The 23,337-nt window shown below is 33.9% G+C and carries 21 protein-coding genes; 13 read left to right on the top strand and 8 right to left on the bottom strand.

Features of this window, described 5'->3' with window-relative positions; genetic code table 11:
• Positions 1-36: 36 nt before the first annotated feature.
• The 5 genes from ABTV69_RS13780 to dnaK all read right to left on the bottom strand — a co-directional run bounded on the left by ABTV69_RS13780 (position 37) and on the right by dnaK (position 9,458).
• Entirely contained in the window at positions 37-2,781 is a 2,745-nt protein-coding gene (locus tag ABTV69_RS13780) for a LuxR C-terminal-related transcriptional regulator (protein ID WP_433829665.1), read from the bottom strand.
• A gap of 97 nt (positions 2,782-2,878) precedes the next feature.
• Complete coding sequence (locus tag ABTV69_RS13775; protein WP_433829663.1) at positions 2,879-4,063, bottom strand: acetate/propionate family kinase; 1,185 nt, start codon at positions 4,061-4,063, stop codon at positions 2,879-2,881.
• A 114-nt stretch (positions 4,064-4,177) separates the two neighbouring features.
• A complete protein-coding gene (pta, locus tag ABTV69_RS13770; RefSeq protein WP_433829661.1) occupies positions 4,178-6,271 on the bottom strand; it encodes a phosphate acetyltransferase in 2,094 nt (697 codons plus the stop codon).
• 66 nt (positions 6,272-6,337) lie between these two features.
• Positions 6,338-7,411, bottom strand: a complete 1,074-nt coding sequence (gene corA, locus ABTV69_RS13765; protein WP_433829659.1) for a magnesium/cobalt transporter CorA — start codon at positions 7,409-7,411, stop codon at positions 6,338-6,340.
• A gap of 163 nt (positions 7,412-7,574) precedes the next feature.
• Entirely contained in the window at positions 7,575-9,458 is a 1,884-nt protein-coding gene (dnaK, locus tag ABTV69_RS13760) for a molecular chaperone DnaK (protein WP_433829657.1), read from the bottom strand.
• Positions 9,459-9,818: 360 nt separating this feature from the next.
• On the opposite strand from dnaK, the gene ABTV69_RS13755 reads away from it, so the two are divergent.
• The 5 genes from ABTV69_RS13755 (at position 9,819) to ABTV69_RS13735 (ending at position 13,307) form a co-directional block, all read left to right on the top strand.
• A complete protein-coding gene (locus ABTV69_RS13755) occupies positions 9,819-10,382 on the top strand; it encodes a hypothetical protein (protein WP_433829655.1) in 564 nt (187 codons plus the stop codon).
• Between the two features lie 28 nt (positions 10,383-10,410).
• Positions 10,411-11,691, top strand: coding sequence for a Na+/H+ antiporter (locus tag ABTV69_RS13750; protein WP_433829653.1), 1,281 nt, complete (start codon positions 10,411-10,413; stop codon positions 11,689-11,691).
• A gap of 14 nt (positions 11,692-11,705) precedes the next feature.
• Entirely contained in the window at positions 11,706-12,173 is a 468-nt protein-coding gene (locus tag ABTV69_RS13745) for a hypothetical protein (protein ID WP_433829651.1), read from the top strand.
• A gap of 83 nt (positions 12,174-12,256) precedes the next feature.
• The gene (locus ABTV69_RS13740; RefSeq protein WP_433829649.1) at positions 12,257-12,718 is read left to right on the top strand and encodes an SRPBCC family protein; all 462 of its coding nucleotides are present in this window, start codon (positions 12,257-12,259) and stop codon (positions 12,716-12,718) included.
• A 151-nt stretch (positions 12,719-12,869) separates the two neighbouring features.
• On the top strand, positions 12,870-13,307 hold the full coding sequence (locus ABTV69_RS13735; RefSeq protein WP_433829647.1) for an acyl-CoA thioesterase: 438 nt from the start codon (positions 12,870-12,872) through the stop codon (positions 13,305-13,307).
• A gap of 76 nt (positions 13,308-13,383) precedes the next feature.
• On the opposite strand, the gene ABTV69_RS13730 is transcribed toward ABTV69_RS13735, so the two are convergent.
• Complete coding sequence (locus ABTV69_RS13730; protein ID WP_433829645.1) at positions 13,384-14,076, bottom strand: hypothetical protein; 693 nt, start codon at positions 14,074-14,076, stop codon at positions 13,384-13,386.
• Between the two features lie 280 nt (positions 14,077-14,356).
• On the opposite strand from ABTV69_RS13730, the gene ABTV69_RS13725 reads away from it, so the two are divergent.
• The 7 genes from ABTV69_RS13725 (at position 14,357) to ABTV69_RS13695 (ending at position 20,086) form a co-directional block, all read left to right on the top strand.
• A complete protein-coding gene (locus ABTV69_RS13725) occupies positions 14,357-15,346 on the top strand; it encodes an alpha/beta fold hydrolase (protein ID WP_433829643.1) in 990 nt (329 codons plus the stop codon).
• Between the two features lie 63 nt (positions 15,347-15,409).
• Positions 15,410-15,799, top strand: coding sequence for a DUF1398 domain-containing protein (locus ABTV69_RS13720; RefSeq protein WP_433829641.1), 390 nt, complete (start codon positions 15,410-15,412; stop codon positions 15,797-15,799).
• A gap of 14 nt (positions 15,800-15,813) precedes the next feature.
• The gene (locus ABTV69_RS13715) at positions 15,814-16,671 is read left to right on the top strand and encodes a ThuA domain-containing protein (RefSeq protein WP_433829639.1); all 858 of its coding nucleotides are present in this window, start codon (positions 15,814-15,816) and stop codon (positions 16,669-16,671) included.
• Positions 16,672-16,674: 3 nt separating this feature from the next.
• Positions 16,675-17,517, top strand: a complete 843-nt coding sequence (locus ABTV69_RS13710; protein ID WP_433829637.1) for a sulfurtransferase — start codon at positions 16,675-16,677, stop codon at positions 17,515-17,517.
• Positions 17,518-17,620: 103 nt separating this feature from the next.
• On the top strand, positions 17,621-18,862 hold the full coding sequence (locus ABTV69_RS13705) for an ATP-binding cassette domain-containing protein (RefSeq protein WP_433829635.1): 1,242 nt from the start codon (positions 17,621-17,623) through the stop codon (positions 18,860-18,862).
• A gap of 113 nt (positions 18,863-18,975) precedes the next feature.
• Positions 18,976-19,587 (top strand): family 16 glycoside hydrolase, encoded by a 612-nt coding sequence (locus tag ABTV69_RS13700; RefSeq protein ID WP_433829633.1) that lies wholly within the window; start codon positions 18,976-18,978, stop codon positions 19,585-19,587.
• Between the two features lie 13 nt (positions 19,588-19,600).
• Entirely contained in the window at positions 19,601-20,086 is a 486-nt protein-coding gene (locus tag ABTV69_RS13695; RefSeq protein ID WP_433829631.1) for a hypothetical protein, read from the top strand.
• 185 nt (positions 20,087-20,271) lie between these two features.
• On the opposite strand, the gene ABTV69_RS13690 is transcribed toward ABTV69_RS13695, so the two are convergent.
• Both ABTV69_RS13690 and ABTV69_RS13685 read right to left on the bottom strand, forming a co-directional pair.
• Complete coding sequence (locus tag ABTV69_RS13690) at positions 20,272-21,315, bottom strand: RluA family pseudouridine synthase (protein ID WP_433829629.1); 1,044 nt, start codon at positions 21,313-21,315, stop codon at positions 20,272-20,274.
• On the bottom strand, positions 21,305-21,925 hold the full coding sequence (locus ABTV69_RS13685) for a PASTA domain-containing protein (RefSeq protein ID WP_433829628.1): 621 nt from the start codon (positions 21,923-21,925) through the stop codon (positions 21,305-21,307). The genes ABTV69_RS13690 and ABTV69_RS13685 overlap by 11 nt, the downstream gene beginning before the upstream one ends.
• Before the next feature lie 301 nt (positions 21,926-22,226).
• Between ABTV69_RS13685 and ABTV69_RS13680 the strand changes: the two genes are divergently transcribed.
• Positions 22,227-23,198: a D-alanine--D-alanine ligase gene (locus tag ABTV69_RS13680; protein ID WP_433829626.1), complete on the top strand. Its 972-nt coding sequence runs from the start codon at positions 22,227-22,229 to the stop codon at positions 23,196-23,198.
• Positions 23,199-23,337 lie beyond the last annotated feature (139 nt).

The following is a 23,337-nucleotide window of genomic DNA, read 5'->3' as shown; positions in this document are numbered from 1 at the left end:
GAAAAATATAAATTATGTAAAAAACAAAACCAAATCTTACAGACTTAATAAAAACTTAGATAGATTTTCGTCTTGTGTGAGGTTTAGCTTCTTTCTGAGTCGATATCTATGTAATTCTACGCCTCTAAAAGAGATATTCATCATAGGAGCAATTTCTTTAGATGAAAGGTTCATCTTTAGATAAATACACAGTTTTATATCCTTTGGAGTTAATTGTGGGTACTTTTTAGAAAGATTAATAATAAACTCGTTATGAATTTGATTCAAATTGGTTTCAAATGTTTCCCATTCGTGTTTATTTACCTCATTAATCTTAATTGCTTTTCTAATTTCATTTTTAAGTTTGCCAAAATCCTTCTCCGTTTCCAAAATTCCTTGAATCTTATCAATCATTTCGGTTTGCTTCGCAATAGATAGCGATTTCCCTGCAACTTCAGAAGATTTTGCTTGCAATTCTAATTCTAAAATGTGTTTTTCGTATTCTTGAATATTGAGTTCATTTTCTTTTTTCAATTCCATCTCTAGAATTTCTCTTTGGTGTTTTAATTCTTCTCCCTGCAATTTTAGTTTTTGCATATAGCGAAGCTTATTCCATTTATAATAGAAAAATAAAACAGTACCAACAACAAAAAGATACAAAAGGATCATCCAAAAAGAAAAATACCACGGTTTTGAAACTTTAAATTTATACGACGAAACTTTGTCATACGTTGCTCCATCGTGTTTAAATATTTCTACAGTATGATAACCACTGCTTAAATTATTCAGAACAATTAATCCTTCTGAAATTGGAATAAACTCTTTCTCTTTATCCAGTTTATAAAAAAGATTAGGTCTGCTTGCACCGTAAATTCCAGAAATAACATTAATTTTTAACTCTGTATTGAATTTGACTTTCTCTTCGCTCGGAACTAAAGCATCATTACTAAATGCTTCAATTTTTACTTCTGAGTTTTGTTTGTTTTCATATTCAAGTTTAAGTGAAACGAATCCGTCATCGAGATTAAATAGATAATAATTGTCTTTCTTAAAAATTCTAAGATTCTCATTAATCAATTTTCCTTTATAATATTTCTCCTGAATAATATTCCAGACAAACTTGTTTCCTTGCGCATAAATATGATACAAAATTCCATTTTGCAAAACCATAAAGTGATCTTCATCGATAGACACGACATCTGTCACATTTTTAAAACTGGTATTAAATAATTCATTCTCTTCTAATTTAGCAGCGATCGCATTATAGGTAAACCAAGTGTTATTTATCAAAAACAGAATTTCTTTTCTGAATTCAAAAATCTTGATTCCGAAATCGTTTTGTATTTTACTTTGCTGCGTGACATTTTCAACTTTTAGCGTATTGTAATTATCATCTAGTGAAACGCGATATAATCCGCGATAATTATCAGCTGCCCAGATTTCATTTTTTTTATTCTGAGCAACATATTTTATGGGTTTTGCAAGATCTTTTATAATTTTATAATGAGACATGTTTGAAGGATCATCATAAACCAAAATACCACTGTAAGTCGATTGAAAATAAGTATCATTGATACTGCTCTTAGACATGTTCCAACCGCCACTGACACCATTTATCTTAGTTAGGGTATTATTTTCATACGAAAAAGTACCGTCATTGTGGCCTATAATATATTTTCCGTCAATCAAAGAAATATTCCAACCCTGCCCTTGCGTATTGGGCATCATGTTGAATTTCCCTGCACTGTACTCAAAAATACCGTGATTGGAAGCAATCAAATATCCCTTATTAATAGAAGCAACGGCATAAACCGATCCTAAAAGTCCTGAATTATCGTAAAAGAAAGAGATAGGAGAATTAACCTCAACATGCGCAATACCATTATCCAAACCAACCCATAAATCGTTTTCTTTGTCCAATCCTATACTTAAAACCGAATTATTCATAAGAACGTTATCGCGTTCAATATTTTTGAATGAATTGCTTTTTAAATCCAAAATGAAAATTCCACGATTTCCAGTTCCAATAATCAGTTTTTCGTTTTTAACAAATTTTGCCACATTAATTGTAGCCGATTTCAAAACTTCATTTATTGGATGATCCCAACTTTTTAATCCATTCTTTTCTACAATAAAAACTCCTTTTTTCTGCGTGAAGATGTAGGTCTGATTTTGATATTTTTCAATGGCATGAACAACGGTATTTTTTAGGATGTTCCATCCTTTTGGATTAGCAATGTGCTTACCATTCATTTTATAGATTCCGTCTCTAACAGAAGCAACATATAAATCTTTGCCTACGCCAAAACAATACGAAATAAGAAATGGAAATTTAATTTTCTTAATCGTTTTTCCGTTATAAATAAAAACGTCATTAAAAGACTGAAAATAAAGTGCGCCATTAAATCGGAATATTTTCCAAATTTCTTCATTGTCTTTCTCATCAAATAATCTTAGATTTTTCGTAATAGAAACATAATGCATAGTTCCGTCTTTTCTGTACCAATAACCAAATTCTTTATAAGAACCAGAATAGATTTTATCGCCTTCAATCAATATAGATCGAATGATGGTTTTGTTCGGAAGTGTATATTTTTCCCATTTTACACCATCGTAACGAAGCAAATAGTGATTATTGGCAAAATACATCGCATTATCATTTCCTTGAGCCACATTCCAGATCTGATTGTCTCCCTGATAATCTGATTTGCTGTAATTTTCGACAAATGGAAGTAATTCTTGTGCTTGAAGTTGTAAAGCGATGAAAAAGAAGATAACTGATTTAAAAAGTATCGATTTCAAGATATTCGTTTTTAAATCCAAAGATACTCAATATTCATTTTTAGGGCAAAAAAAAACTCCTCAAGCTTGAGGAGTTTATTAGAGTAGTATTTTAAATTTAATTTTCCAATAATTGATAAACCTGATTCGCAATTTCGTACTCCTCATCTGTAGGAACAACCAAAACTTTTACGATCGATTTATCTGAATTGATTTCTCTCAATTCTTTAGAGCGAATTTTATTTTTTTCTGTGTCAATTTCAATTCCGAAATAATCCATATCTGTACAAATTAAGTTTCGCATGAAAGAAGAGTTTTCGCCAATTCCTGCAGTAAAAATAATTGCATTAAGTCCGTTTAGAGCTGCAGCGTAAGCTCCAATTGTTTTTCTAATTCTATAAGCATTCATTTGTAATGCCAATTGACAGTCTTTATTTCCTTTTTCTGCCTCAGATTCAATATCGCGCAAATCGCTATAACCTGTAAGCCCAAGCATACCGCTTTGTTTCAATAAGACAGCGTTTACTTCATCTGGAGTATATCCTAAATTTTTAATCATGTAAAAAATAACCGACTGATCAATGTCTCCAGCGCGCGTTCCCATAATCAAACCATTTGAAGGCGAAAATCCCATTGTGGTATCAATGCATCTTCCGTCTTTAATAGCAGCCATACTACAGCCGTTTCCTAAATGAATGGTAATTATTTTGGAATTTTCTTTTAAGTAATTAATCGCTTTTTCAGAAACATATTTATGGCTCGTTCCGTGAAAACCATAAACACGAACTTTATTCTCCGTCAAAAGATAATTTGGAATAGCATATTTATACGCCACTTCTGGCATTGTTTGATGAAAAGCAGTATCAAAAACGGCTATTTGCTCCGCTGAGCTAAAAATCTCTTCAGCTACATTAATTCCTTCTAAATTGGCTGGATTATGTAAAGGCGCTAATTCGAAAAGCTGTTTGATTTTTGCTTTTACTTTCTCATCAATTTTTACAGTATCGCTAAAATCGCTTCCACCATGTACAACACGATGTCCAACAGCAGCAATTTCTGAAGTCGATTTAATAACTCCTTTTTCAGCATCTAAAAGCATGTTGGCTACTTTCTGCAAACCTACTTTATGATTCGGAATCGGAAGTGCTTCTTCGATTGAAGCTGTTGCTGTTTTAAAAGTTACATTCGAAGTTTCTAATCCAATTCTGTCGATCATACCAGAACAAATTACTTCGTTTTCTGGCATTACCATTAATTGATATTTAATTGAAGAACTTCCTGAGTTTATTATTAGTATTTTCATTTTATTTAAAGGTGCTAAGATGCTAAGTTTTTAAGGTGCTGAGTTTTTCAAAAGACCCAAAACTTTTTTTTGCAAAGTTTAGTTCACAATTTACCATTAACAATTCACAATTAATTACATTCCTTGAGCCTGAATTGCCGTAATAACTACTGTATTAATGATATCATCAACTGTACAGCCGCGGCTTAAATCATTTACAGGCTTATTCAAACCTTGCAACATTGGTCCAATTGCTAAAGCTCCAGTTTCTCTTTGAACGGCTTTGTACGTATTATTTCCTGTATTTAAATCAGGGAATATCAACACACTTGCTTGTCCTGCTACTTCAGAATCCGGCATTTTACTTTTTCCTACGCTCAAATCAACCGCTGCATCATATTGAATTGGCCCTTCGATTTTCAAATCTGGTCTTTTCTCCTTTACAATTGCAGTAGCAGTTCTCACTTTGTCTACTTCATCCCCTTTTCCTGATGCCCCAGAAGAATAAGAAAGCATGGCTATTTTAGGCTCAATTCCGAAAGCTAAACTTGATTCTGCAGAAGAAATCGCAATTTCTGCCAATTGCTCAGCCGTTGGGTTTGGATTAATGGCGCAATCTCCAAAAACAGAAACACGGTCTTCTAAACACATAAAAAATACAGAAGAAACTACAGATGAATTTGGCTTAGTTTTAATGAATTGTAAAGCTGGTAAAATGGTATGCTGCGTGGTATGTGCAGCCCCAGAAACCATTCCGTCTGCATGACCTTTGTACACCATCATTGTCCCAAAATATGAAACATCCTCCATTAAGTCTCTTGCCATTGTGATACTTACGTTCTTCGCTTTTCTAAGCTCATAATAAGTATTTGCATAGTCCTCATACATTTCAGATTCAATCGGATTAATGATGTTTACTTTAGAAAAATCAAATGTAAGCCCAAGTTCGGCAACTTTACTTTCAATTTGTTTTTTATCTCCAATAATAGAAATATCAACCACATCCATATCTAACAATCTTGAAGCTGCAGTAATAATTCGGTCGTCATTTCCTTCTGGCAATACAATATGTTTTCTATGCTGTTTAGCTCTTTTTACCATATTGTATTGAAACATTTTTGGTGTCATACCCTCTGGTTGGAAAGTGATCACTCTTTGCGATAAAGCTTCGATTTCAACGTACTTTTCGAAAGTATTTATAGAGGTTTCTATTTTATGAGTATTGTTGGCGTAAATCTCTGATTTAATAGAACCAATTTTATTTGTAATATGATACGTTCCGCCGTCAACAGCAATAATTGGAACAATAGCAGAAAGTCCTTCAATAAGCTTTAAAATACTTTCTTCTGGCACAATATTTCCTGTTAGAATAATTCCAGAAATGGTCGGATAATTGGCTGATTCGTTTGCTTGTAAAGCGCCTAAAATAATATCTGAACGATCTCCTGGCGTAATAACTAAAGCGTTATCATGCAAATGAACCAGATAATTATGCAATTGCATGGCTCCTACACTGTAATGTCCGATTTCGTTATTCAGGTAATTTTCGCCAAATAGGACTTTAGCATTCAATTCGTTTACAATTTCCTGCATTGTCGGATTATTTAAACTCGATATAAGCGGAATTGTATTGATTAAAACATTTGAAGGCAAACTCTTTTGCAAACTAGTCGTAACTAGCTCAATATTTTCTGGCTGCACTTTATTTGCAAAAACCGATAAAACTTCAACCTCCTTTATTTTGAAAGAATCGTACACCAAGTACAAACTGTCTAAAAGTTCTTCTAAGGTCTTGCCAACGCCTGAACCAACAATTATCGTTGGAATTCCAAGGTTTTTAGCTATTAAGACATTCAAATCTAATTCAATTGAAGTTCCTTCACCTGTAAAGCTTGTTCCTTCGACCAAAACAAAATCGAAGCGTTCCTCTAGTTTTTTATATTTTTCGATAATTAGATCCAGAACCTCTCCTATTTTCCCCTTATTCTTTTTCTTAATCAGCTGACTTTTGGTAATGGCGTAAGCATCTTTAAAGGTAATATCAAGATTGAAATACGACAAAACCGTCTCAATATGATTGTCTACCTCACCATCGACAAAATCTTCAATTATAGGCCTAAAATATCCCACTTTGGCTGTTTTACCAATTAAAATACTCATTAAGCCGAGTGTAATAATTGATTTACCGCTATTATGATCACTAGTAGCTATATATATTGCTTTACTCATAATTATTTATTTTTATTCTATACTAACCTAAATTTACAAAATCAGTTCTTTAAACATAAAGGAAAGTTAAAACCAACGTCTCCTTTTAAAATAGATGATAAGAGCTATTACCAGTAAAAACATTACCCCCATGACAATAAAATAGCCATCATGAGTTTTGAGTTCTGGCATGTTCTCAAAGTTCATTCCATAAACCCCCACAATAAATGTAAGCGGAATGAAGATTGCAGAAATGATGGTAAGCGTTTTCATTATTTCATTCATTTTTCGGCTTTGTTCCGAAAAATAGAAATTAGAAGCACTCTCCAAAGCACTCATATCCGATTCTATCTGATCTAACAGTTCCAAACTTTTTTGATGCAATCTGATAAAGAAATTGAACGTTTCTTTCTGAATTAGCCCATTATCTTCATCATCATCTTTTTTTGTTTTTAAATAATAAAGTGAATCTCGAAGCGGTACTATTGATCGTTTTAGAAAATTTAAGTTATCTCGATGATTTTCAATTTTTTCTAAAATAACGGGCTTCGCCTCTTGTTTGGTCAAATTGATCAACTCTTCTATTTTATCTTCTTCATTCTCCAATGTAATGTAGAAATTCTCCATTACAGCGTCTAAAAGCAGGTATAGGAGATAATCTACCTTTTTTGTTCTAACTATTCCTGCATGCGTACGCAAACGCTCTCGAATATGGGTAAAGAAATCGCTTCGTTTTTCTTGAAACGAAATTAAAATTCCGTTTTTCAAAATGAAACTTAATTGCTCAACGCTAATATTATCTGAATATTCAGAAGGAAGAAGCGATTTTATATTAAAGAACAAAACATCTTGCTGTTCCTCTAGTTTCGTTCTTTTTGTGGTGTTCAAAATATCGGCAAGAAGAAAATCATCTAATTTAAAATGTGCGCCGATCGTTTTAATGAGATTAATATCATTGAGCCCATGAATATTGAGCCAATTATTTTTAGTATAATCAAAACAAGAGTTTAATGCCAAAACTGTAAACTTATCGTACTCGACAACATCAGCATCATTGTATACAAAAAGCTGCATCTCTGTTTCGTGATCCTTATGCGTGCCTGTATACTCTAAAGTGATATGTTGTAGCTTTCGCCCTTTTTTGTATTTGATCTTTCTCATTCATGAAAATTTACAATAGTAATATTACGAAAAAGAATCCGAACAGGAAATGACAATTATCAGTTTGTGGAAATCATCCAAATTAAATCCATAAAAAAACCGAGTCATTTCTGACTCGGTTTTCTATCTTAATACTTTGTACTAATTACTTAGCACTAAAGAATTATTTCACTTCTTCGAATTCAACGTCTTCCACGTTATCTCCAGAAGACTGCTCTTGTTGTGGAGCAGCTTGTTGACCTTCACCACCTTGAGCGTACATTGCTTCTGTAGCTGTTTTCCAAGCTGCATTTACATTGTCTAATCCTTTTTGGATTGCATCAAGATCTTGAGATTGGTGCGCCATTCTCAATTCAGTTAAAGCGTATTCGATAGCTGTTTTTTGCTCGTCTGTCAATTTATCTCCTAACTCTTTCAATTGAGATTCAGTTTGGAAGATAGTACTGTCAGCTTCGTTCAATTTCTCAGCTCTTTCTTTTGCAATTCTGTCAGCATCAGCGTTAGCTTCAGCATCTTTTTTCATTTTTTCGATTTCTTCAGCTGTTAATCCAGAAGAAGCTTCGATACGGATATCGTGAGATTTTCCTGTTCCTTTATCAGTTGCAGAAACTTTGATGATACCATTAGCATCAATATCGAAAGTTACTTCGATTTGAGGAACTCCTCTTGGTGCTGGTGGAATACCGTCTAAGTGGAAACGACCGATAGTTTTGTTATCAGCAGCCATTGCTCTTTCTCCTTGTAATACGTGGATTTCAACAGATGGTTGAGAATCAGCAGCAGTAGAGAATACTTGAGATTTTTTAGTTGGGATAGTTGTGTTAGACTCGATTAATTTAGTCAATACACCACCCATAGTTTCGATACCTAAAGAAAGAGGCGTTACATCAAGTAACAATACATCTTTTACATCTCCAGATAAAACTCCACCTTGAATAGCAGCTCCAATAGCAACAACCTCATCAGGGTTAACTCCTTTAGAAGCTTTTTTACCGAAGAATTTCTCCACTTCGTCAGCGATTCTTGGCATACGAGTAGAACCTCCTACAAGGATTACTTCGTCGATATCAGATGTAGATAAACCTGCATCTTTTAATGCTTTAGCAACTGGCTCCATAGAACGTTTTACTAAAGTATCAGATAATTGCTCAAATTTAGATCTAGTTAATTTTTTAACTAAGTGTTTTGGTCCAGAAGCAGTAGCCGTTACGTATGGTAAGTTGATTTCTGTTTCAGCAGAAGATGATAATTCAATCTTAGCTTTCTCAGCAGCTTCTTTTAAACGTTGTAATGACATTGGATCTAAACGTAAATCAATTCCTTCTTCAGATTTGAATTCGTCAGCTAACCAGTCAATAATAACTTGGTCAAAATCATCACCACCTAAGTGAGTATCACCGTTTGTAGATAATACTTCGAATACACCGTCTCCTAATTCAAGAACAGAGATATCAAAAGTACCTCCACCTAAATCGTAAACAGCAATTTTTTGATCATTTCCTTTTTTATCTAATCCGTAAGCAAGTGCAGCAGCAGTTGGCTCGTTGATGATACGCATAACTTTAAGACCAGCGATCTCTCCAGCTTCTTTTGTAGCTTGACGTTGCGCATCGTTAAAGTAAGCAGGAACAGTAATAACCGCCTCAGTAACTGTTTGACCTAAATAGTCTTCAGCAGTTTTTTTCATTTTTTGAAGTGTCATTGCAGACAATTCTTGAGCAGTGTATAAACGACCGTCAATATCCACACGTGGAGTATTGTTGTCACCTTTTACTACTTTGTAAGGAACTCTTTTTGCTTCTCCTTCAGTTTCAGCAAAAGTGTGTCCCATAAAACGTTTAATAGAAGCAATCGTTTTTGTAGGGTTAGTTACTGCTTGTCTTTTTGCAGGATCACCTACTTTAATTTCTCCACCTTCAACAAAAGCGATGATAGATGGTGTAGTTCTTTTTCCTTCTGCGTTAGGGATAACAACTGCTTCGTTACCTTCCATTACAGAAACACAAGAGTTCGTCGTACCTAAGTCAATTCCGATTATTTTACCCATTTTTTATATATTTAATTTTGATTTTATTTTAATAACTCAGGTGGCATAAGTCAATCTTTATGCCAATATAAAAAACCAAAGTAAATTGTCAGTTTTAATGTCAATGCCTTAAAATTCATCTGACAACATGACATTTTTAAAGCCTGACATGCATGGCACATCTCTATCTATCATGTCATTATAAAGATTTTAAGGAGCTTATTCCCGCTATCCGCTATATCTTTTATCATCTCGTTAAAGAAATGAGACGATAAAAGGATGTCACTCCTATCGGGGCTAGAGGTATCATTTTCATTAGAAATTTTTTCTGAATACTATTAAAATAATTATATTTAGACCTAACAAGATCATACTTACGCCATGATAGAAAAACTAAAACGTGATTTTACAGAGTACAGCAAAAGAAGTAAGCTAGATAAAAACGAATTATTAGAAGCACTCCCTTTTCCAATTGAATCCAAAAATGAAATGGGCAGAAAAATCATAAAAGACATTATCGCTTCTAAAAATAGTGACGATATGGAGTTTTGTCTTCTATTGCTTTGGGTTGTAGACGAAGAGGACGACTGTATAGATCTGCTTCATGAAATATTACTAGAGCCTTGGCATACTAAACACGATGAAATTATTCATGATCTGCAATGGAGAGTAAATCCATCTAGCGTACCTGCAATTAAAATCGCAATACAGCAGAAATTCCCTTTTTTAGAATCGTACAACACTGGAACAGGACAATTTATAAATCAATGTGGACATGCGTTACAAAGCATCGGAACCGAAGAAGCCATAGAAGCAATAAGAGATTTAGCCAAAAACTCAGAAGATCCTATTATCAAAGCAGAAATGATTTACCGACTTAGTAAACTATTCCCCGAAAATTACCCAGAAGACGAAGAACTCCCAAGATGGTATGACTTTGACTAATTATACTATCCTTTAGTAAAAAACAATAATGGAAAATTACACCATCATCATTTTTATCTTAGCTATTGTTATTGGCCTTTCTGCATTTGCGGAGAAATCAAAACTGCCTTATCCTATTTTACTAGTCATAGTAGGAATTGCAATTGGTTTTATTCCGACAATGAACGAAATTGAAATCAATCCAGAAATCATTTTCCTGATTTTTCTTCCTCCGTTACTATATGACGCTTCTTTCAATATTTCGCCAAAACACTTTAAAACCAATTTAAGCACAATCAGCACTTTGGCTATTCCACTAGTATTCCTCACTACCTTTTGGATTGCAGTTGTTTCGTATTACATGATTCCAGGCATGACGTGGCCTTTATCTTTTGTACTTGGCGCCATTCTTTCTGCAACAGATGCTGTTGCAGCGGTCAACATCACAAAAGGACTTAACATACCAGAAAAAACATTAACGATACTTGAAGGCGAAAGTCTTATAAATGATGCTTCTGCCCTTGTGGCTTATCGTTTTGCGGTGGCAGCGGTAATGGGTTCTGCATTTGTAATCTGGAAAGCCACGTTTGAATTTATAATTTTGCTTGGCGGCGGATTTTTAGTCGGTTTTGTAATGGGAAAAATTTTAAGCCTCATACTGAAAAAAGTCCGAGACAATATAAACGTCACTGTTAGTTTTATGCTATTAATGCCTTTTGTGACCTATTTAATAGCAGAGCATTTACATGTTTCTGGAGTAATTGCTGTTGTGATTTTAGGATTGGCAATGGCGCGTTTAAGCAATACAGTTTTTCCTGAAAATTTAAAAAACAATGCCAGAAATCTGTGGGGCGTCATTATTTTTATTTTAAATGGCTTGATTTTCATTCTAATCGGACTTAATTTCCGATACATTCTCAAAGATATTGACGATGGTATGATTTTACCGTATATTGGCTATGCTGCAGTTATTACAATCGTTGCATTATTAACCAGAATGATTAGGGTCTTTTTTCAAAAAAAGAATCTTCAAAAATCATTTCAAAGCAATAAAAAACGCAAAAGAAAAGTCAGTGAGCACGCACTACTCGATTTTGGCAATAGTTTAATTATAAGCTGGTCTGGAATGCGTGGTATTGTTTCGTTGGCAATCGCCATGGGACTTCCAAAATATTTAGAAGACGGAACTCCTTTCCCACATCGCAATGCTATTATTTTTATTTCTATCGCAGCAGTATTATTAACTTTGATTGGACAAGGATTAACATTACCTTGGATTGTAAAAAAAATAAACGAAGCAGAACAAAAACATCTAAAACAAATAAGCTAACTAACCTCAAAAACATGGAACAAGAATTAAAAAGCCAATTTGATGAATTTGAAAAATCCGAAGTAATAAGGCGTAAACTACTCCCTTGGTGGATAAAAGTCTTCTGCTGGATTTTTATGATTATGAGCTTATTCGCAATCGCTTCTCTTATTACAAATCTTTTTGTTTCAAATGTTAATTTATCCCTTTACGGATTTTCTACAAATACGGCTTATTCTGGAACTGGACTATTCATAATTGCCATTATGCTTTTAAAAGGATTTGCAGCTTATTCTCTTTGGTTTGAAAAACCTAACGCAATTACGATTGCTAAAATAGATGCGATTGTCGGTATTGCAATATGCATTGCTTCTTTGTTCATACTTCCTTTCAGTGCTGGAAAAGATCATTTTTCCTTTAGATTAGAAATTTTGCTGCTTATTCCGTATTATTTAAAAGTAAATAAAATTGAATACGAATGGGATAATCTAGAAACTATTTAATCTTGAAAACACCGAATTATCATTTAATAAAATAAATGTAACTTTACTTATTTTATTGAAATTCAACAAAAAGCTCAGAAGAAATGACTTCAGATATTCTAACCACTACACCTGATTCAGAAATCGTAACCACACGTGTTTTGAATTTCCCGCAAGAACTTGTTTTCAAAGCGTGGAGTACACCTGAACATTTGAAAAATTGGTGGGGACCAAAAGGATTTACCAATACTTTTCATGAATTCAACTTTTGCGAAGGCGGAAAATGGAGTTTTATCATGCATGGTCCTGAAGTTGGGAATTATACTAACGAATGCGAATTCATCAAAATAGACAAGCCGAATCTAATCGCTTGGAAACGCCATTCTAAACCACTTTTTCAAATCTTAACCACTTTTGAAACCGTTGCCGAAAACCAAACTAAAGTCGTTTTTAAAATGCTTTTTGAAACGGAAGAAGAATGTCAAAAACTAAAACCGTACGTTGTCGATAAAAACGAGGAAAACTTTGATAAATTGGAAGTTGAATTAGCAAAAATGACAGTGTAAAAAATTGCCAAAAATATGCAATACTATTTTTTTATGGCTAAACGATATTGATTTAAAAAAAAAAAAAAATTATGCACGCATAGCATTTTTAACTTCTTCGTTTATTATTTATTTGTAATTTCGGTTTTTCAATACAATACACTATTAAAAAATGGCTTCATTTACAAAAGAAATATCTTTTCGCTGGTCAGATCTTGACCCAAATTTTCACGTTCGTCATAGTGCTTACTACGATTTTGGTGCGCAGCATCGTATCGAAATTCTAGAAGAATTGGGTCTGACTTTAAAAGTAATGCAAACGCAGGGTTTTGGCCCTGTTTTATTTAGAGAAGAATGTGTTTTTAGAAAGGAATTAAAACTTTCAGACAAAATTTTCATTCATACTAAAACTTCCAAAATGAAAGCCGATGCTTCTCGCTGGTCAATCGTACATGAATTTAGAAGAGAAGACGATACGCTTTGCGCAACAATCACAGTTGACGGCGCGTGGATGGACACAAAACTTCGCAAGCTTGCTTCTCCAACGCCAGAAATAGCAATTCAAGCTTTGAGCATTTTCCCTAAAAGCGATGATTTTGTTGATTTATAACGAATCACTTATATAAAAAATCCCAAAAAAAATTTTAAATCTTGTTTTTGGGATTTTTTCAATTAAGTAATTTTCGCTATTCAAACTTCAATCCAAAATTAACCCTCTCAAAAGTTGTACTGCACGAAATAGCAAATCGTCCAACATTGACAGTTCCAAAAATACCTCCCACCGAATGCCCTGAGTAAAATCCCCCTGCCGAAAATCGTTGAACCTGATACTTTAGCGCAATGTCATTTACTCTCGAACTCAACTGTCCAAATGCAATTACATGAGGAATAATTTCATAACTTCCAAAAACTTTAGGAACCAGTTTTTTATAATAATCAAAACTTTCGTCGATTTCGTAATCAATAATCGAAGAATGAAGATTTTCGAGATTTCCGCCAATATAGGTGTTTTCAGAAAAATGCCACGAAATGCTAAAACCCGTAAAAGTTCCCTCATAACCACTTCTAGAATCTACATATCCTATACCGATTGTAGCTCTAAACTTATCGCAAATTTTACCGATATAGCCTACGTAAGTACGATCAATTTCAGATTTGTCAATTCCAGCACCAAAAATAATATCGTCTTCACACATTGTAAGCGCGTACTGAAAATACGCTGAATATTGGTCTTGATTTGCCGCAATAACACTCCGACCCTTATCGAGATCGATATTTGCAGAAATTAAAGTAGAGTTTATAACGGCGAAATCAAAAGTATTGAGTTCTTGGGCAAATGTGGGGACTGTGAGCAGGAGCAAAAGTATTGTTGTTTTCATAATACTATCTTTTAAGGCTTACAACATTCTGATACAAAATTACATACCTTTTTCCTGTTAATAAAAGAAGATCTTTGAAGTGCCACATTACTCGTTAAAATACATTATTTTCAAAAACCGAATCATTTAATCGATAAAATTGCAACAAATCATCGATAATTAGCAGTAATAACAGAGAAACTATTTCAATTGCTTTTTTTCTGATAACTTTAAGATTTTACACTTTGTTTTAAAAATGGTTCGGTTTAACTTTATAAATTATAAAAAAAAAGCCTCTAAAATGAAAGTATTCAAACTATTACTACTCCTAATTCCTTGCTTAACTTTTGGCCAGCAGGGAAATATAAAAGCGTTAGATATTAATTTAAGCAATTACGAATATCCTTTCCCTGTTCATTTTATTGAATTGAGCAACCAGCGCCAGTATTTAAAAATGAGTTATATGGATATTATTCCAGAAAATTATAACCAAAAAAACATTGTTTTACTGCACGGGAAAAACTTCAATGGCGCGTATTGGGAAACAACTATAAAAGCTTTAACAAAAGAAGGTTATCGCGTAATTGTTCCTGATCAAATTGGATTTGGGAAATCGACAAAACCAGACAATTTTCAATATTCTTTTCAGCAGTTAGCCGAAAACACTAAAAAACTCTTAGATCATTTAGGAATTCAAAAAACAACCGTTTTAGGACATTCTATGGGCGGAATGCTGGCAACACGTTTTGCCTTGATGTATCCAGACACGACAGAAAAATTAGTTCTAGAAAACCCAATTGGTTTGGAAGATTGGAAATTAGTGGTTCCATACAAACCCGTCGATTGGTGGTACGAATCGGAATTGAAACAGAATTACGAAGGCATCAAAAAATATCAAATGGCAAACTATTATGACGGAAAATGGAATGCCGATTATCAAAAATGGGCTGAGCTTGGCGCTGGTTGGACAACCGCTCCTGATTATGACCGTGTTGCCTGGAATTCGGCCCTTTTGTACGATATGATTTTTACGCAACCTGTTTTGTATGAATTTAAAAACATTAAATGTCCTACTCTATTAATTATCGGAACGAGAGATAAAACGGCTTTAGGAAAACCATTGGTTTCTGAAGAAGTGAGAAAAACAATGGGAAATTATGCTGAATTAGGTAAAAAAACACAGAAAGCAATTCCGAATGCAAAATTGGTAGAAATTCCTAACACAGGACATTTGCCACATATCGAATCTTTTGATTCGTTTATAAAATCATTAATCGTATTTTTGAAATAATTTTTTTTCTGCCACAAATTACACGAATTAGTGGCAAAAGCTAACTTAAAAACTATACAAATTATGTTTACAATAGAACAAATAAAAGAAGCGCATTCAAAAGTAAAATCAGGTTCAGATTTTCCAAATTATATTCAAGATCTAATCATTTTAGGCGTAAAAGGATACGACACTTTCGTGCATGACGGAAGCACGGTATATTACGGATTGAATAATTACACTGCAGCAGCTGAAGAAAAATATCCAGAAATTAAAGTGGCTGATTTTCCGAACAAGGAACTTTTTATAGAAAATTTGGTAAAACATCAACATGGCGAAACCGATTATATGACTTTCTGCAATCATTGTGCACAAGCTGGAATTGCAAAATGGAGAGTCGATATTGTCGAGATGACTTGCACTTATTTTGACAAATCGGAACATGAAATTTTAATCGAAAAAATTCCTGTTTAACCGCTTAAAAATTGATGACTATTTTCAACCAAAACCACCAAACCATCTTTAAGAGAAGCGTTTTACTTTTACTTTTTGTTCTCCCTTTCTTTGGCTTTTCGCAAAAGAAAAAAGAAAATCCAAAGTTTAAAGTCATTGCTTTTTATACCGCAAAAAACGATCAAGCGCATATTAGTTTTGTGCATGAAGCGAATAAATACTTTACGAAGCTGGCAGAAGAGAACCATTTTCAATACAATTCAACCAGCAATTGGGACAATTTAAATGCTACGTTTTTGGCAAAATATCAAGTGGTTCTGTTTTTAGACACAAGACCTGAGAAAAAAGAAGAGCGCGAAGCTTTCCAGAAATATATGGAAAATGGTGGCGGATTTATTGGATTTCATTTCTCGGCATTCGCCTTAAACAATTCTACTTATCCGCAAGATTGGAACTGGTATCACAATACTTTTTTAGGTTCTGGCGAATATGGAAGCAATACTTGGCGGCCAACTTCGGCAGTTTTAAGAGTAGAAAATCAACATCCTGTAACAAAAAATTTGCCTAAAACCTTTACTTCTGCCCCAAACGAATGGTACAGATGGTCGAACGATTTAACCAAAAATCCAGATATTGAAATTTTGTTGGCTATTGACGAATCTAGTTTTCCACTCGGAACAGGTCCAAAATCTCATGAAATCTGGCATAGCGGTTATTATCCAGTAGTTTGGACAAACAAGAAGTACAAAATGCTGTACATAAATATGGGACATAACGATATTGATTACGAAGGCGGAACAAACAAAACCTTATCGTACACTTTTGAAAACAAAACGCAAAGCCAGTTAATTTCGAATGCCTTGTTTTGGCTTGGAAATTCTAAGAAAAAATAAAAAATGGATACAATTTCTCCACTAATTACTGCTCAAGAATTACTTGAATTAAATGCCTCAAAAATCATTTTAATTGATGCTCGAGCTGGCGCGAACACTTTCGAAAATTATCAAAAAGAACATTTAAAAGGTGCGCGCTTTGTTGACTTAAATCGTGATTTGGCAGCGATTCCAGAAAACCCTGTAAATGGAGGAAGGCATCCTTTGCCTTCAGCCGAAGAATTTGCAAAAACACTTTCTGCTTTAGGAATTTCTCCTTCAGATCATGTTGTGGTTTACGATGACAAAAACGGTTCCAATTTTGCGGCCAGATTCTGGTGGATGATGCGTGCGATTGGACACGAAAAAATTCAGGTTTTAAACGGCGGTTATCAAGCTGCAATTCAAGCTGGTTTTCCAAAAAATTCGCGGAATGAAACTTTTGAGAAAACTGACTATCCTTCGCAAGAATGGAAATTAGCTTTAGCCGATATTGAAGAAGTCGAAGAAGCACGCAAAAACGATCAAAATATAGTAATTGATGTTCGTGATAAAAACCGTTATGATGGTTTGACAGAACCGCTAGATCTAGTTGCAGGACATATTCCGGGAGCTATCAATGTTCCATTAACTGAAAATTTAGACGAAAACGGATTATTCAAATCTGCTAATGAATTGGCGGCAAAATACAAAGCTGTAATTGGAGATAAAATATCAGAAAATATAATTGTTCATTGCGGTTCTGGCGTTACAGCTTGTCACACTTTATTAGCGATGGATTACGCCGGACTTCCAATTCCGAAATTATATGTGGGTTCGTGGAGCGAATGGTCTAGAAATGACCGCGAAATGGCAACAAAAAAATAAAATAAATGCCACAGATTAAAGGATTAAAAAGATTAATCATTCAAATCTTTTAATCTGTGGCAAAAAAATCTTTTTATAACACACTCAAATTTAAAAATACACAATGCAACACTGGGATATACTTTTGTCCAATCAAGTAAATAAAAAAGCTTTTATAAACGCTTTACTTGCAGGCGAAGCAAAAGGAGATTTAGCCACTTTTAATAACCAAAAGGGAATTCTTTTCTCTGATATCGCGATCGAGAAATTCATAGAAAAAGAGTTTCAATATGACAGTGTCGAAGCTTCAAAAGATTCGCACAGACAGCTTCGTACTTTCTCATCTGGCGAAAGAAAAAAAGAATTTTTGAAATACTGTATCAACCAAAAGCCAGATTTTATCATTTTCGACAATCCGTTCGATCATTTAGATCAGGCTTCAAGAGCGGTTCTGGCAGATTCTTTAAAAGATTTAACAAAAGACATTGCGATTATCCAGCTTTTAAACCGTGTAGTTGATGTTCTTGAATTTGTCCCGAATAAAGCTTTAATAAAAGACAATACTTTCGAATTACATCCTTTTATCAGAACAGAAAATCACTTTAAAACATTAAATACCGCATCAATTCCGAAAGCAACAGAAACACATTCTTTTGAAAATAACGAACTAATAAAACTCGATGATGTTTCTGTAAGCTACGAAGAAAGAAAAATCATAAACAAGATTTCTTGGACAATCAAACAAGGCGAGTTCTGGCAATTAATTGGCCCTAATGGCTCCGGAAAAAGCACTATTTTATCATTAATTACGGGAGACAATCCGAAAGGTTTTGGACAAAATTTATTCTTATTTGGAAGAAAAAAAGGAACTGGTGAAAGTGTTTGGGAAATCAAAAAACAAATCGGAATCTTCACGACTTCCATGACCGATTTGTTTCAAAAAGGCCATACATTAGAACAAATGATTTTATCAGGTTTCTTTGATTCAATCGGGTTGTATACGGAACCAACAACACATCAAAAACAAATTGTAAATCAATGGCTGGAAGTGATCGAAATGAAGCATTTAAGAAAGAAGCGTTTTATTGATCTTTCTATCGGACAGCAACGCGTTGCATTAATTGTTCGCGCCGTTTTAAAACATCCGCCATTATTAATTTTAGACGAACCAGTTGAAGGTTTAGATGACGAAAATGTAGATTTAGTGATTCAGTTAATCAACACGATTAAACAAGAAACCAATGTGAGCATTATTTACGTTTCACACCGAATTGAACAAGGACTCGCTCCTACTTCTGTTTTCGAACTTTTACCTTCAGAAACGGGATCAATCGGAAAAATAAAATATCATTCGGAATTGAATTAAAAATGAGTCAATTAGATAATGAGTCAATTAGATAATTTATCAACCGAACGCAAAGCATATCTGTAGAGGCGCACTGCAGTGCGTCTCCGCACGAATATCCACAATAATAATTTATGATAAAGCAAATAAGCATTACACTTATTTTTTTATTGGTTTTAAGTTCGTGTTCAAGCACGATTTCAACTTCTAAAAAAGAATACACTTTACAGCATTCAAAAGAACTAAAATCAGATTGGGAAATCAATTCTAAAGAATGGATTTTAAAAAATGACACGCTAATAGGAAATGGCTCTCTATCGCCTTGGGGTGTTTTGGTTTCAAAAAAACAGCTTCCAAAAAATTATGAAATCGATTTGAAAGTCAACATGACCAAAGAATCTTTGTTTGAAATTATGCTCAATCTGGATAAAGGAAAATACATAAGAACCTATTTGTATCAAATTGATCAAAACATTGTAATTGGCGACGGTGTTTATGATAAAAAAGACGATTCGTATGGAAAACGAGGCGGAAAAACGTTGTTTAAAAAACCAATGGAATTAGAAAACAACAAATGGTATTCGGTTAAAATCAAAGTCGTAAACAATCAATTGTACTTTTCTGTAAACGATAAAATAACTTTAGAATGTTCTCTTGAAAAAAGCAGTCTAAATCAAAAAGGAAAATTAGGTTTCATAACAAACGGAGATGTCAAAATAACTGATTTAAGAATAATAACCTTATAGAGTAATCTAACGAATGGAAAAATATGAAATATTACAAAATGGTGATAACGAAATGACTATTTCGTTTTATTTCAACAAAAAAGCATTGATTGTTCCTTGGCTAATTTTCTTTTCAACATTACTATTAATTATTATTAAGTTAAAACCTGAAGTAATAGCTGAAACATTTATTTCAATTATCATTGCAATGTCAGCACTCGCATATGTGCTATTCAATGATTACTTTGAATGGTACAGAAACAAATTTCATGTGCTTAGCGTTAGAGATGAAGATTTGTATATCAATAATAAATTTCACTGCAAATTATATAAATTACAATCTGTAAATGTTATTTATTTAAGTGGAAAATATAGCTTAGGCTGGATGATATACTTGGATGTCTTTCCTATCTCTTCTAATGACTACATCATAAAAAAACAGTTAAAAGAAAAAGATGCAAATGAAATAGCAGAAAAAATCTCAATATTTCTTGATCGAAATGTCAAAGTAGAATCCTAAAAAAGATTCATGTGGTGCGTCTCCGTAACGAATATCCACAATGTTAGACGCATTGCAGTACGCCTCTACAGAATATTGGAACCATAATAAAATATCTCAAAACAAAAAAATGCTCCTTGTGGAGCATTTTTTTGTTTTATTTCATTCAAGAAATTATCTAATTTTCTAATTGACAAATTATCTAATTACAACTCATCTTCAACATTATGCGACTTCACATAATTCTGCCATTTCTCGATGCAATCTTTAAAATCTTGAGGAAGTTCCGTATCAAAACGCATCATTTCGCCAGTTGTTGGATGAACAAATCCAAGCGTTTTAGCATGCAGCGCCTGACGTGGTAAAGCTTTAAAACAATTCTCTATAAACTGTTTGTATTTCGTAAAAGTCGTTCCTTTCAAAATCAAATGACCGCCGTAACGTTCATCATTAAACAACGGATGTCCGATATGTTTCATATGCGCACGAATCTGGTGTGTTCTTCCTGTTTCTAGTTTACAAGAAATAAGAGTCACATAACCAAAACGTTCCAACACTTTATAATGCGTAATTGCAGGCTTGCCAATTTCTGGATCATCAAAAACTGCCATTTGCATACGATCCTTTAAGTGTCTTGCCAGATTTCCTTCAATTGTACCGCTGTCAGCTACAACATTTCCCCAAACAAGAGCAATATACTCACGTTCGGTTGTTTTAGCTTCAAATTGTTTGGCTAAATGCGTCATCGCCGCTTCTGTTTTAGCCACAACCAAAAGTCCAGACGTATCTTTATCAATTCGATGAACCAAACCTGGACGTTCGCTGCTGTTCATCGGCAAATTATCAAAATGATGCGCCAAAGCATTTACCAAAGTTCCGGTATAGTTTCCGTGACCAGGATGCACAACCATTCCAGGCTCTTTATTGATCAATAAAAGAGCATCGTCTTCATAAACAATATTCAACGGAATATCTTCAGGAAGAATGTGGTTTTCAAACGGAGGATGCGACAACATAACCGTTATCACATCAAAAGGTTTTACTTTGTAATTTGATTTTACTGGAATATCATTCACAAAAATATTTCCATTCGTTGCCGCGTTCTGAATTTTATTTCGTGTGGCATTCGGAATCAAATACATTAAATATTTGTCAATACGCAAAAACGCTTGACCTTTTGGGACTTCAAATCTGTAATGCTCAAATAATTCGTCTTCCAGATCTAAATTTTCTTCAATATTATTGTTCATCAGCTGGGGTTTCTGCAGGCACCGCAGTACTATCTGTTGCCTGACTTTCATCTACATAACTTGCTTTTCCGTCTCCTAAAACCAAATCAATTTTAGAAGCTTTAAGCACACGATCACCTACTTTTAAGTTTCTTCCTTTGTAACGCATTTCCAAAACCATATCTTTTCCAAGGTTCGGAATATACGTAATCGTTCCTGGCTCAAGACCTAACGCCTTCAACGTTGGCACAGCTTCACGATATGTTTTCTCGATTAAATCTGGAATTTTTACAGACGAAAAACCAGAAGCATTAATCTTGATATAAATTTTTCTACCCACTTTTACCTTAGTACCCGGCAACGGATCTTGCTCAACAACACTATATTTTGGATATTCACTTCTGTAATCAACACTATCCAATAGAACGTAATCTAAATCCAGCTCGTCCAATTTTTCTTCTACTTGCTCTTCGGTCAATTTAGACAAATTCGGCACTGCAATTTCGTGTCCATGATCTGTTGTAAAAGTTAACCAATGCATAAATAAATAACCAATAACCGCGATAATGGCAGCGGCCGCAAGCAATTGCAAGAAAAAAACTCGGCTTGTTAAATACTGACGTAAACTCATAAATTTATTTTTAATAGCGACAAAGATAAAGTATTTCGTTTCAAAAAAAATGATAATTTTGTTTAAAACAAAGAACTCTTGGAATTTGGAATTCTATCCTGATGCTTCGGGATTGAAATTTTATTTTAAAGGAGCTATTCCCGCTTTCGCCTATATCTTTTTGTCTGCAGAAAAAGCAGTCAAAAAGGATACCGGCTCTATCGGGGCTAGGCACTCGGTTTCATAAGAACGAATAATTTTAACAATTCGTACAGGAACTTGAAACATTAAACTTGAAACAATTAAAAAATTAAAATACACAATGAAAAACATTGCCATTATCATGGGCGGCTATTCTAGCGAATACAAGATTTCTTTAATTAGCGGAAATGTCGTTTATCAATATCTTGACAAAACAAAATACAACGGATTCCGTATCCATATTTTCAAAGAAAAATGGGTTTATGTAGACCAAAACGACGCCGAATTCCCAATCGATAAAAATGATTTTTCAGTTACTGTAAACGGCGAGAAAATAACTTTTGACTGCGTTTTCAATGCCATTCATGGAACTCCAGGAGAAGATGGTTTAATGCAAGCTTACTTTGAATTAATTGGATTGCCACAATCTTCTTGCGATTATTACCAATCGGCTCTTACTTTCAATAAAAGAGATTTATTATCTGTTTTAAAACCATACGGAATCAAAACAGCAATTTCTTATTACTTGAATAAAGGAGACGAAATCAATACAGAAGAAATCGTTAAAAAAGTTGGACTTCCTTGTTTCGTAAAACCAAACAAAGCAGGTTCAAGTTTCGGAATTTCAAAAGTAAAAACAGAAGCTGAACTTCCAATTGCAATTGAAGTAGCTTACAAAGAAGACAACGAAATCATCATCGAAAGTTTCCTTGACGGAACTGAAGTTTCTGTTGGAGTAATCAACTACCAAGGCGAAATTAAAGTGCTGCCAATTACAGAAATTGTATCAGACAATGATTTCTTTGATTACGAAGCAAAATACGAAGGGAAATCGCAAGAAATAACGCCTGCGAGAATCTCTGACGAAATGACCAAAAAAGTGGGAGAAATAGCAAAACGTGCTTACGAAGTTTTAAAAATGAAAGGTTTCTCAAGAAGCGAATTCATTATCGTAAATGGCGAACCACACATGTTGGAAATGAACACCATTCCAGGTTTAACAACAGAAAGTTTGATTCCGCAACAAGCAAAAGCTGCTGGAATTTCTTTAGAAGATTTATTCACTAACGCAATTGAATTAGCTCTTGCTTAAAAAACATACTAAGGTTCTGAAATTCTACGATTTTCAGAACCTTATTTTTTTAGAATTGCTGGTTTATCAAAATTTACAGAAAAGTACAGCTTACGACATGGAAATTTAAATACATCTTTGACATCAAAACTTAGTACCT

Source organism: Flavobacterium anhuiense (assembly GCF_050990855.1).
Lineage (GTDB): Bacteria > Bacteroidota > Bacteroidia > Flavobacteriales > Flavobacteriaceae > Flavobacterium > Flavobacterium anhuiense_C.
Note: the sequence above shows the minus strand (reverse complement) of the source record. Positions and strands in the feature narration are given on the sequence as shown.

Excerpts from the sequence above, each read along its gene's own strand:
- ABTV69_RS13775 (WP_433829663.1), bottom strand. The coding sequence starts at position 4,063 with ATGAAAATACTAATAATAAACTCAGGAAGTTCTTCAATTAAATATCAA.
- pta (WP_433829661.1), bottom strand. The coding sequence starts at position 6,271 with ATGAGTAAAGCAATATATATAGCTACTAGTGATCATAATAGCGGTAAA.
- corA (WP_433829659.1), bottom strand. The coding sequence starts at position 7,411 with ATGAGAAAGATCAAATACAAAAAAGGGCGAAAGCTACAACATATCACT.
- dnaK (WP_433829657.1), bottom strand. The coding sequence starts at position 9,458 with ATGGGTAAAATAATCGGAATTGACTTAGGTACGACGAACTCTTGTGTT.
- ABTV69_RS13755 (WP_433829655.1), top strand. The coding sequence starts at position 9,819 with ATGATAGAAAAACTAAAACGTGATTTTACAGAGTACAGCAAAAGAAGT.
- ABTV69_RS13750 (WP_433829653.1), top strand. The coding sequence starts at position 10,411 with ATGGAAAATTACACCATCATCATTTTTATCTTAGCTATTGTTATTGGC.
- ABTV69_RS13745 (WP_433829651.1), top strand. The coding sequence starts at position 11,706 with ATGGAACAAGAATTAAAAAGCCAATTTGATGAATTTGAAAAATCCGAA.
- ABTV69_RS13740 (WP_433829649.1), top strand. The coding sequence starts at position 12,257 with ATGACTTCAGATATTCTAACCACTACACCTGATTCAGAAATCGTAACC.
- ABTV69_RS13735 (WP_433829647.1), top strand. The coding sequence starts at position 12,870 with ATGGCTTCATTTACAAAAGAAATATCTTTTCGCTGGTCAGATCTTGAC.
- ABTV69_RS13730 (WP_433829645.1), bottom strand. The coding sequence starts at position 14,076 with ATGAAAACAACAATACTTTTGCTCCTGCTCACAGTCCCCACATTTGCC.
- ABTV69_RS13725 (WP_433829643.1), top strand. The coding sequence starts at position 14,357 with ATGAAAGTATTCAAACTATTACTACTCCTAATTCCTTGCTTAACTTTT.
- ABTV69_RS13720 (WP_433829641.1), top strand. The coding sequence starts at position 15,410 with ATGTTTACAATAGAACAAATAAAAGAAGCGCATTCAAAAGTAAAATCA.
- ABTV69_RS13715 (WP_433829639.1), top strand. The coding sequence starts at position 15,814 with ATGACTATTTTCAACCAAAACCACCAAACCATCTTTAAGAGAAGCGTT.
- ABTV69_RS13710 (WP_433829637.1), top strand. The coding sequence starts at position 16,675 with ATGGATACAATTTCTCCACTAATTACTGCTCAAGAATTACTTGAATTA.
- ABTV69_RS13705 (WP_433829635.1), top strand. The coding sequence starts at position 17,621 with ATGCAACACTGGGATATACTTTTGTCCAATCAAGTAAATAAAAAAGCT.
- ABTV69_RS13700 (WP_433829633.1), top strand. The coding sequence starts at position 18,976 with ATGATAAAGCAAATAAGCATTACACTTATTTTTTTATTGGTTTTAAGT.
- ABTV69_RS13695 (WP_433829631.1), top strand. The coding sequence starts at position 19,601 with ATGGAAAAATATGAAATATTACAAAATGGTGATAACGAAATGACTATT.
- ABTV69_RS13690 (WP_433829629.1), bottom strand. The coding sequence starts at position 21,315 with ATGAACAATAATATTGAAGAAAATTTAGATCTGGAAGACGAATTATTT.
- ABTV69_RS13685 (WP_433829628.1), bottom strand. The coding sequence starts at position 21,925 with ATGAGTTTACGTCAGTATTTAACAAGCCGAGTTTTTTTCTTGCAATTG.
- ABTV69_RS13680 (WP_433829626.1), top strand. The coding sequence starts at position 22,227 with ATGAAAAACATTGCCATTATCATGGGCGGCTATTCTAGCGAATACAAG.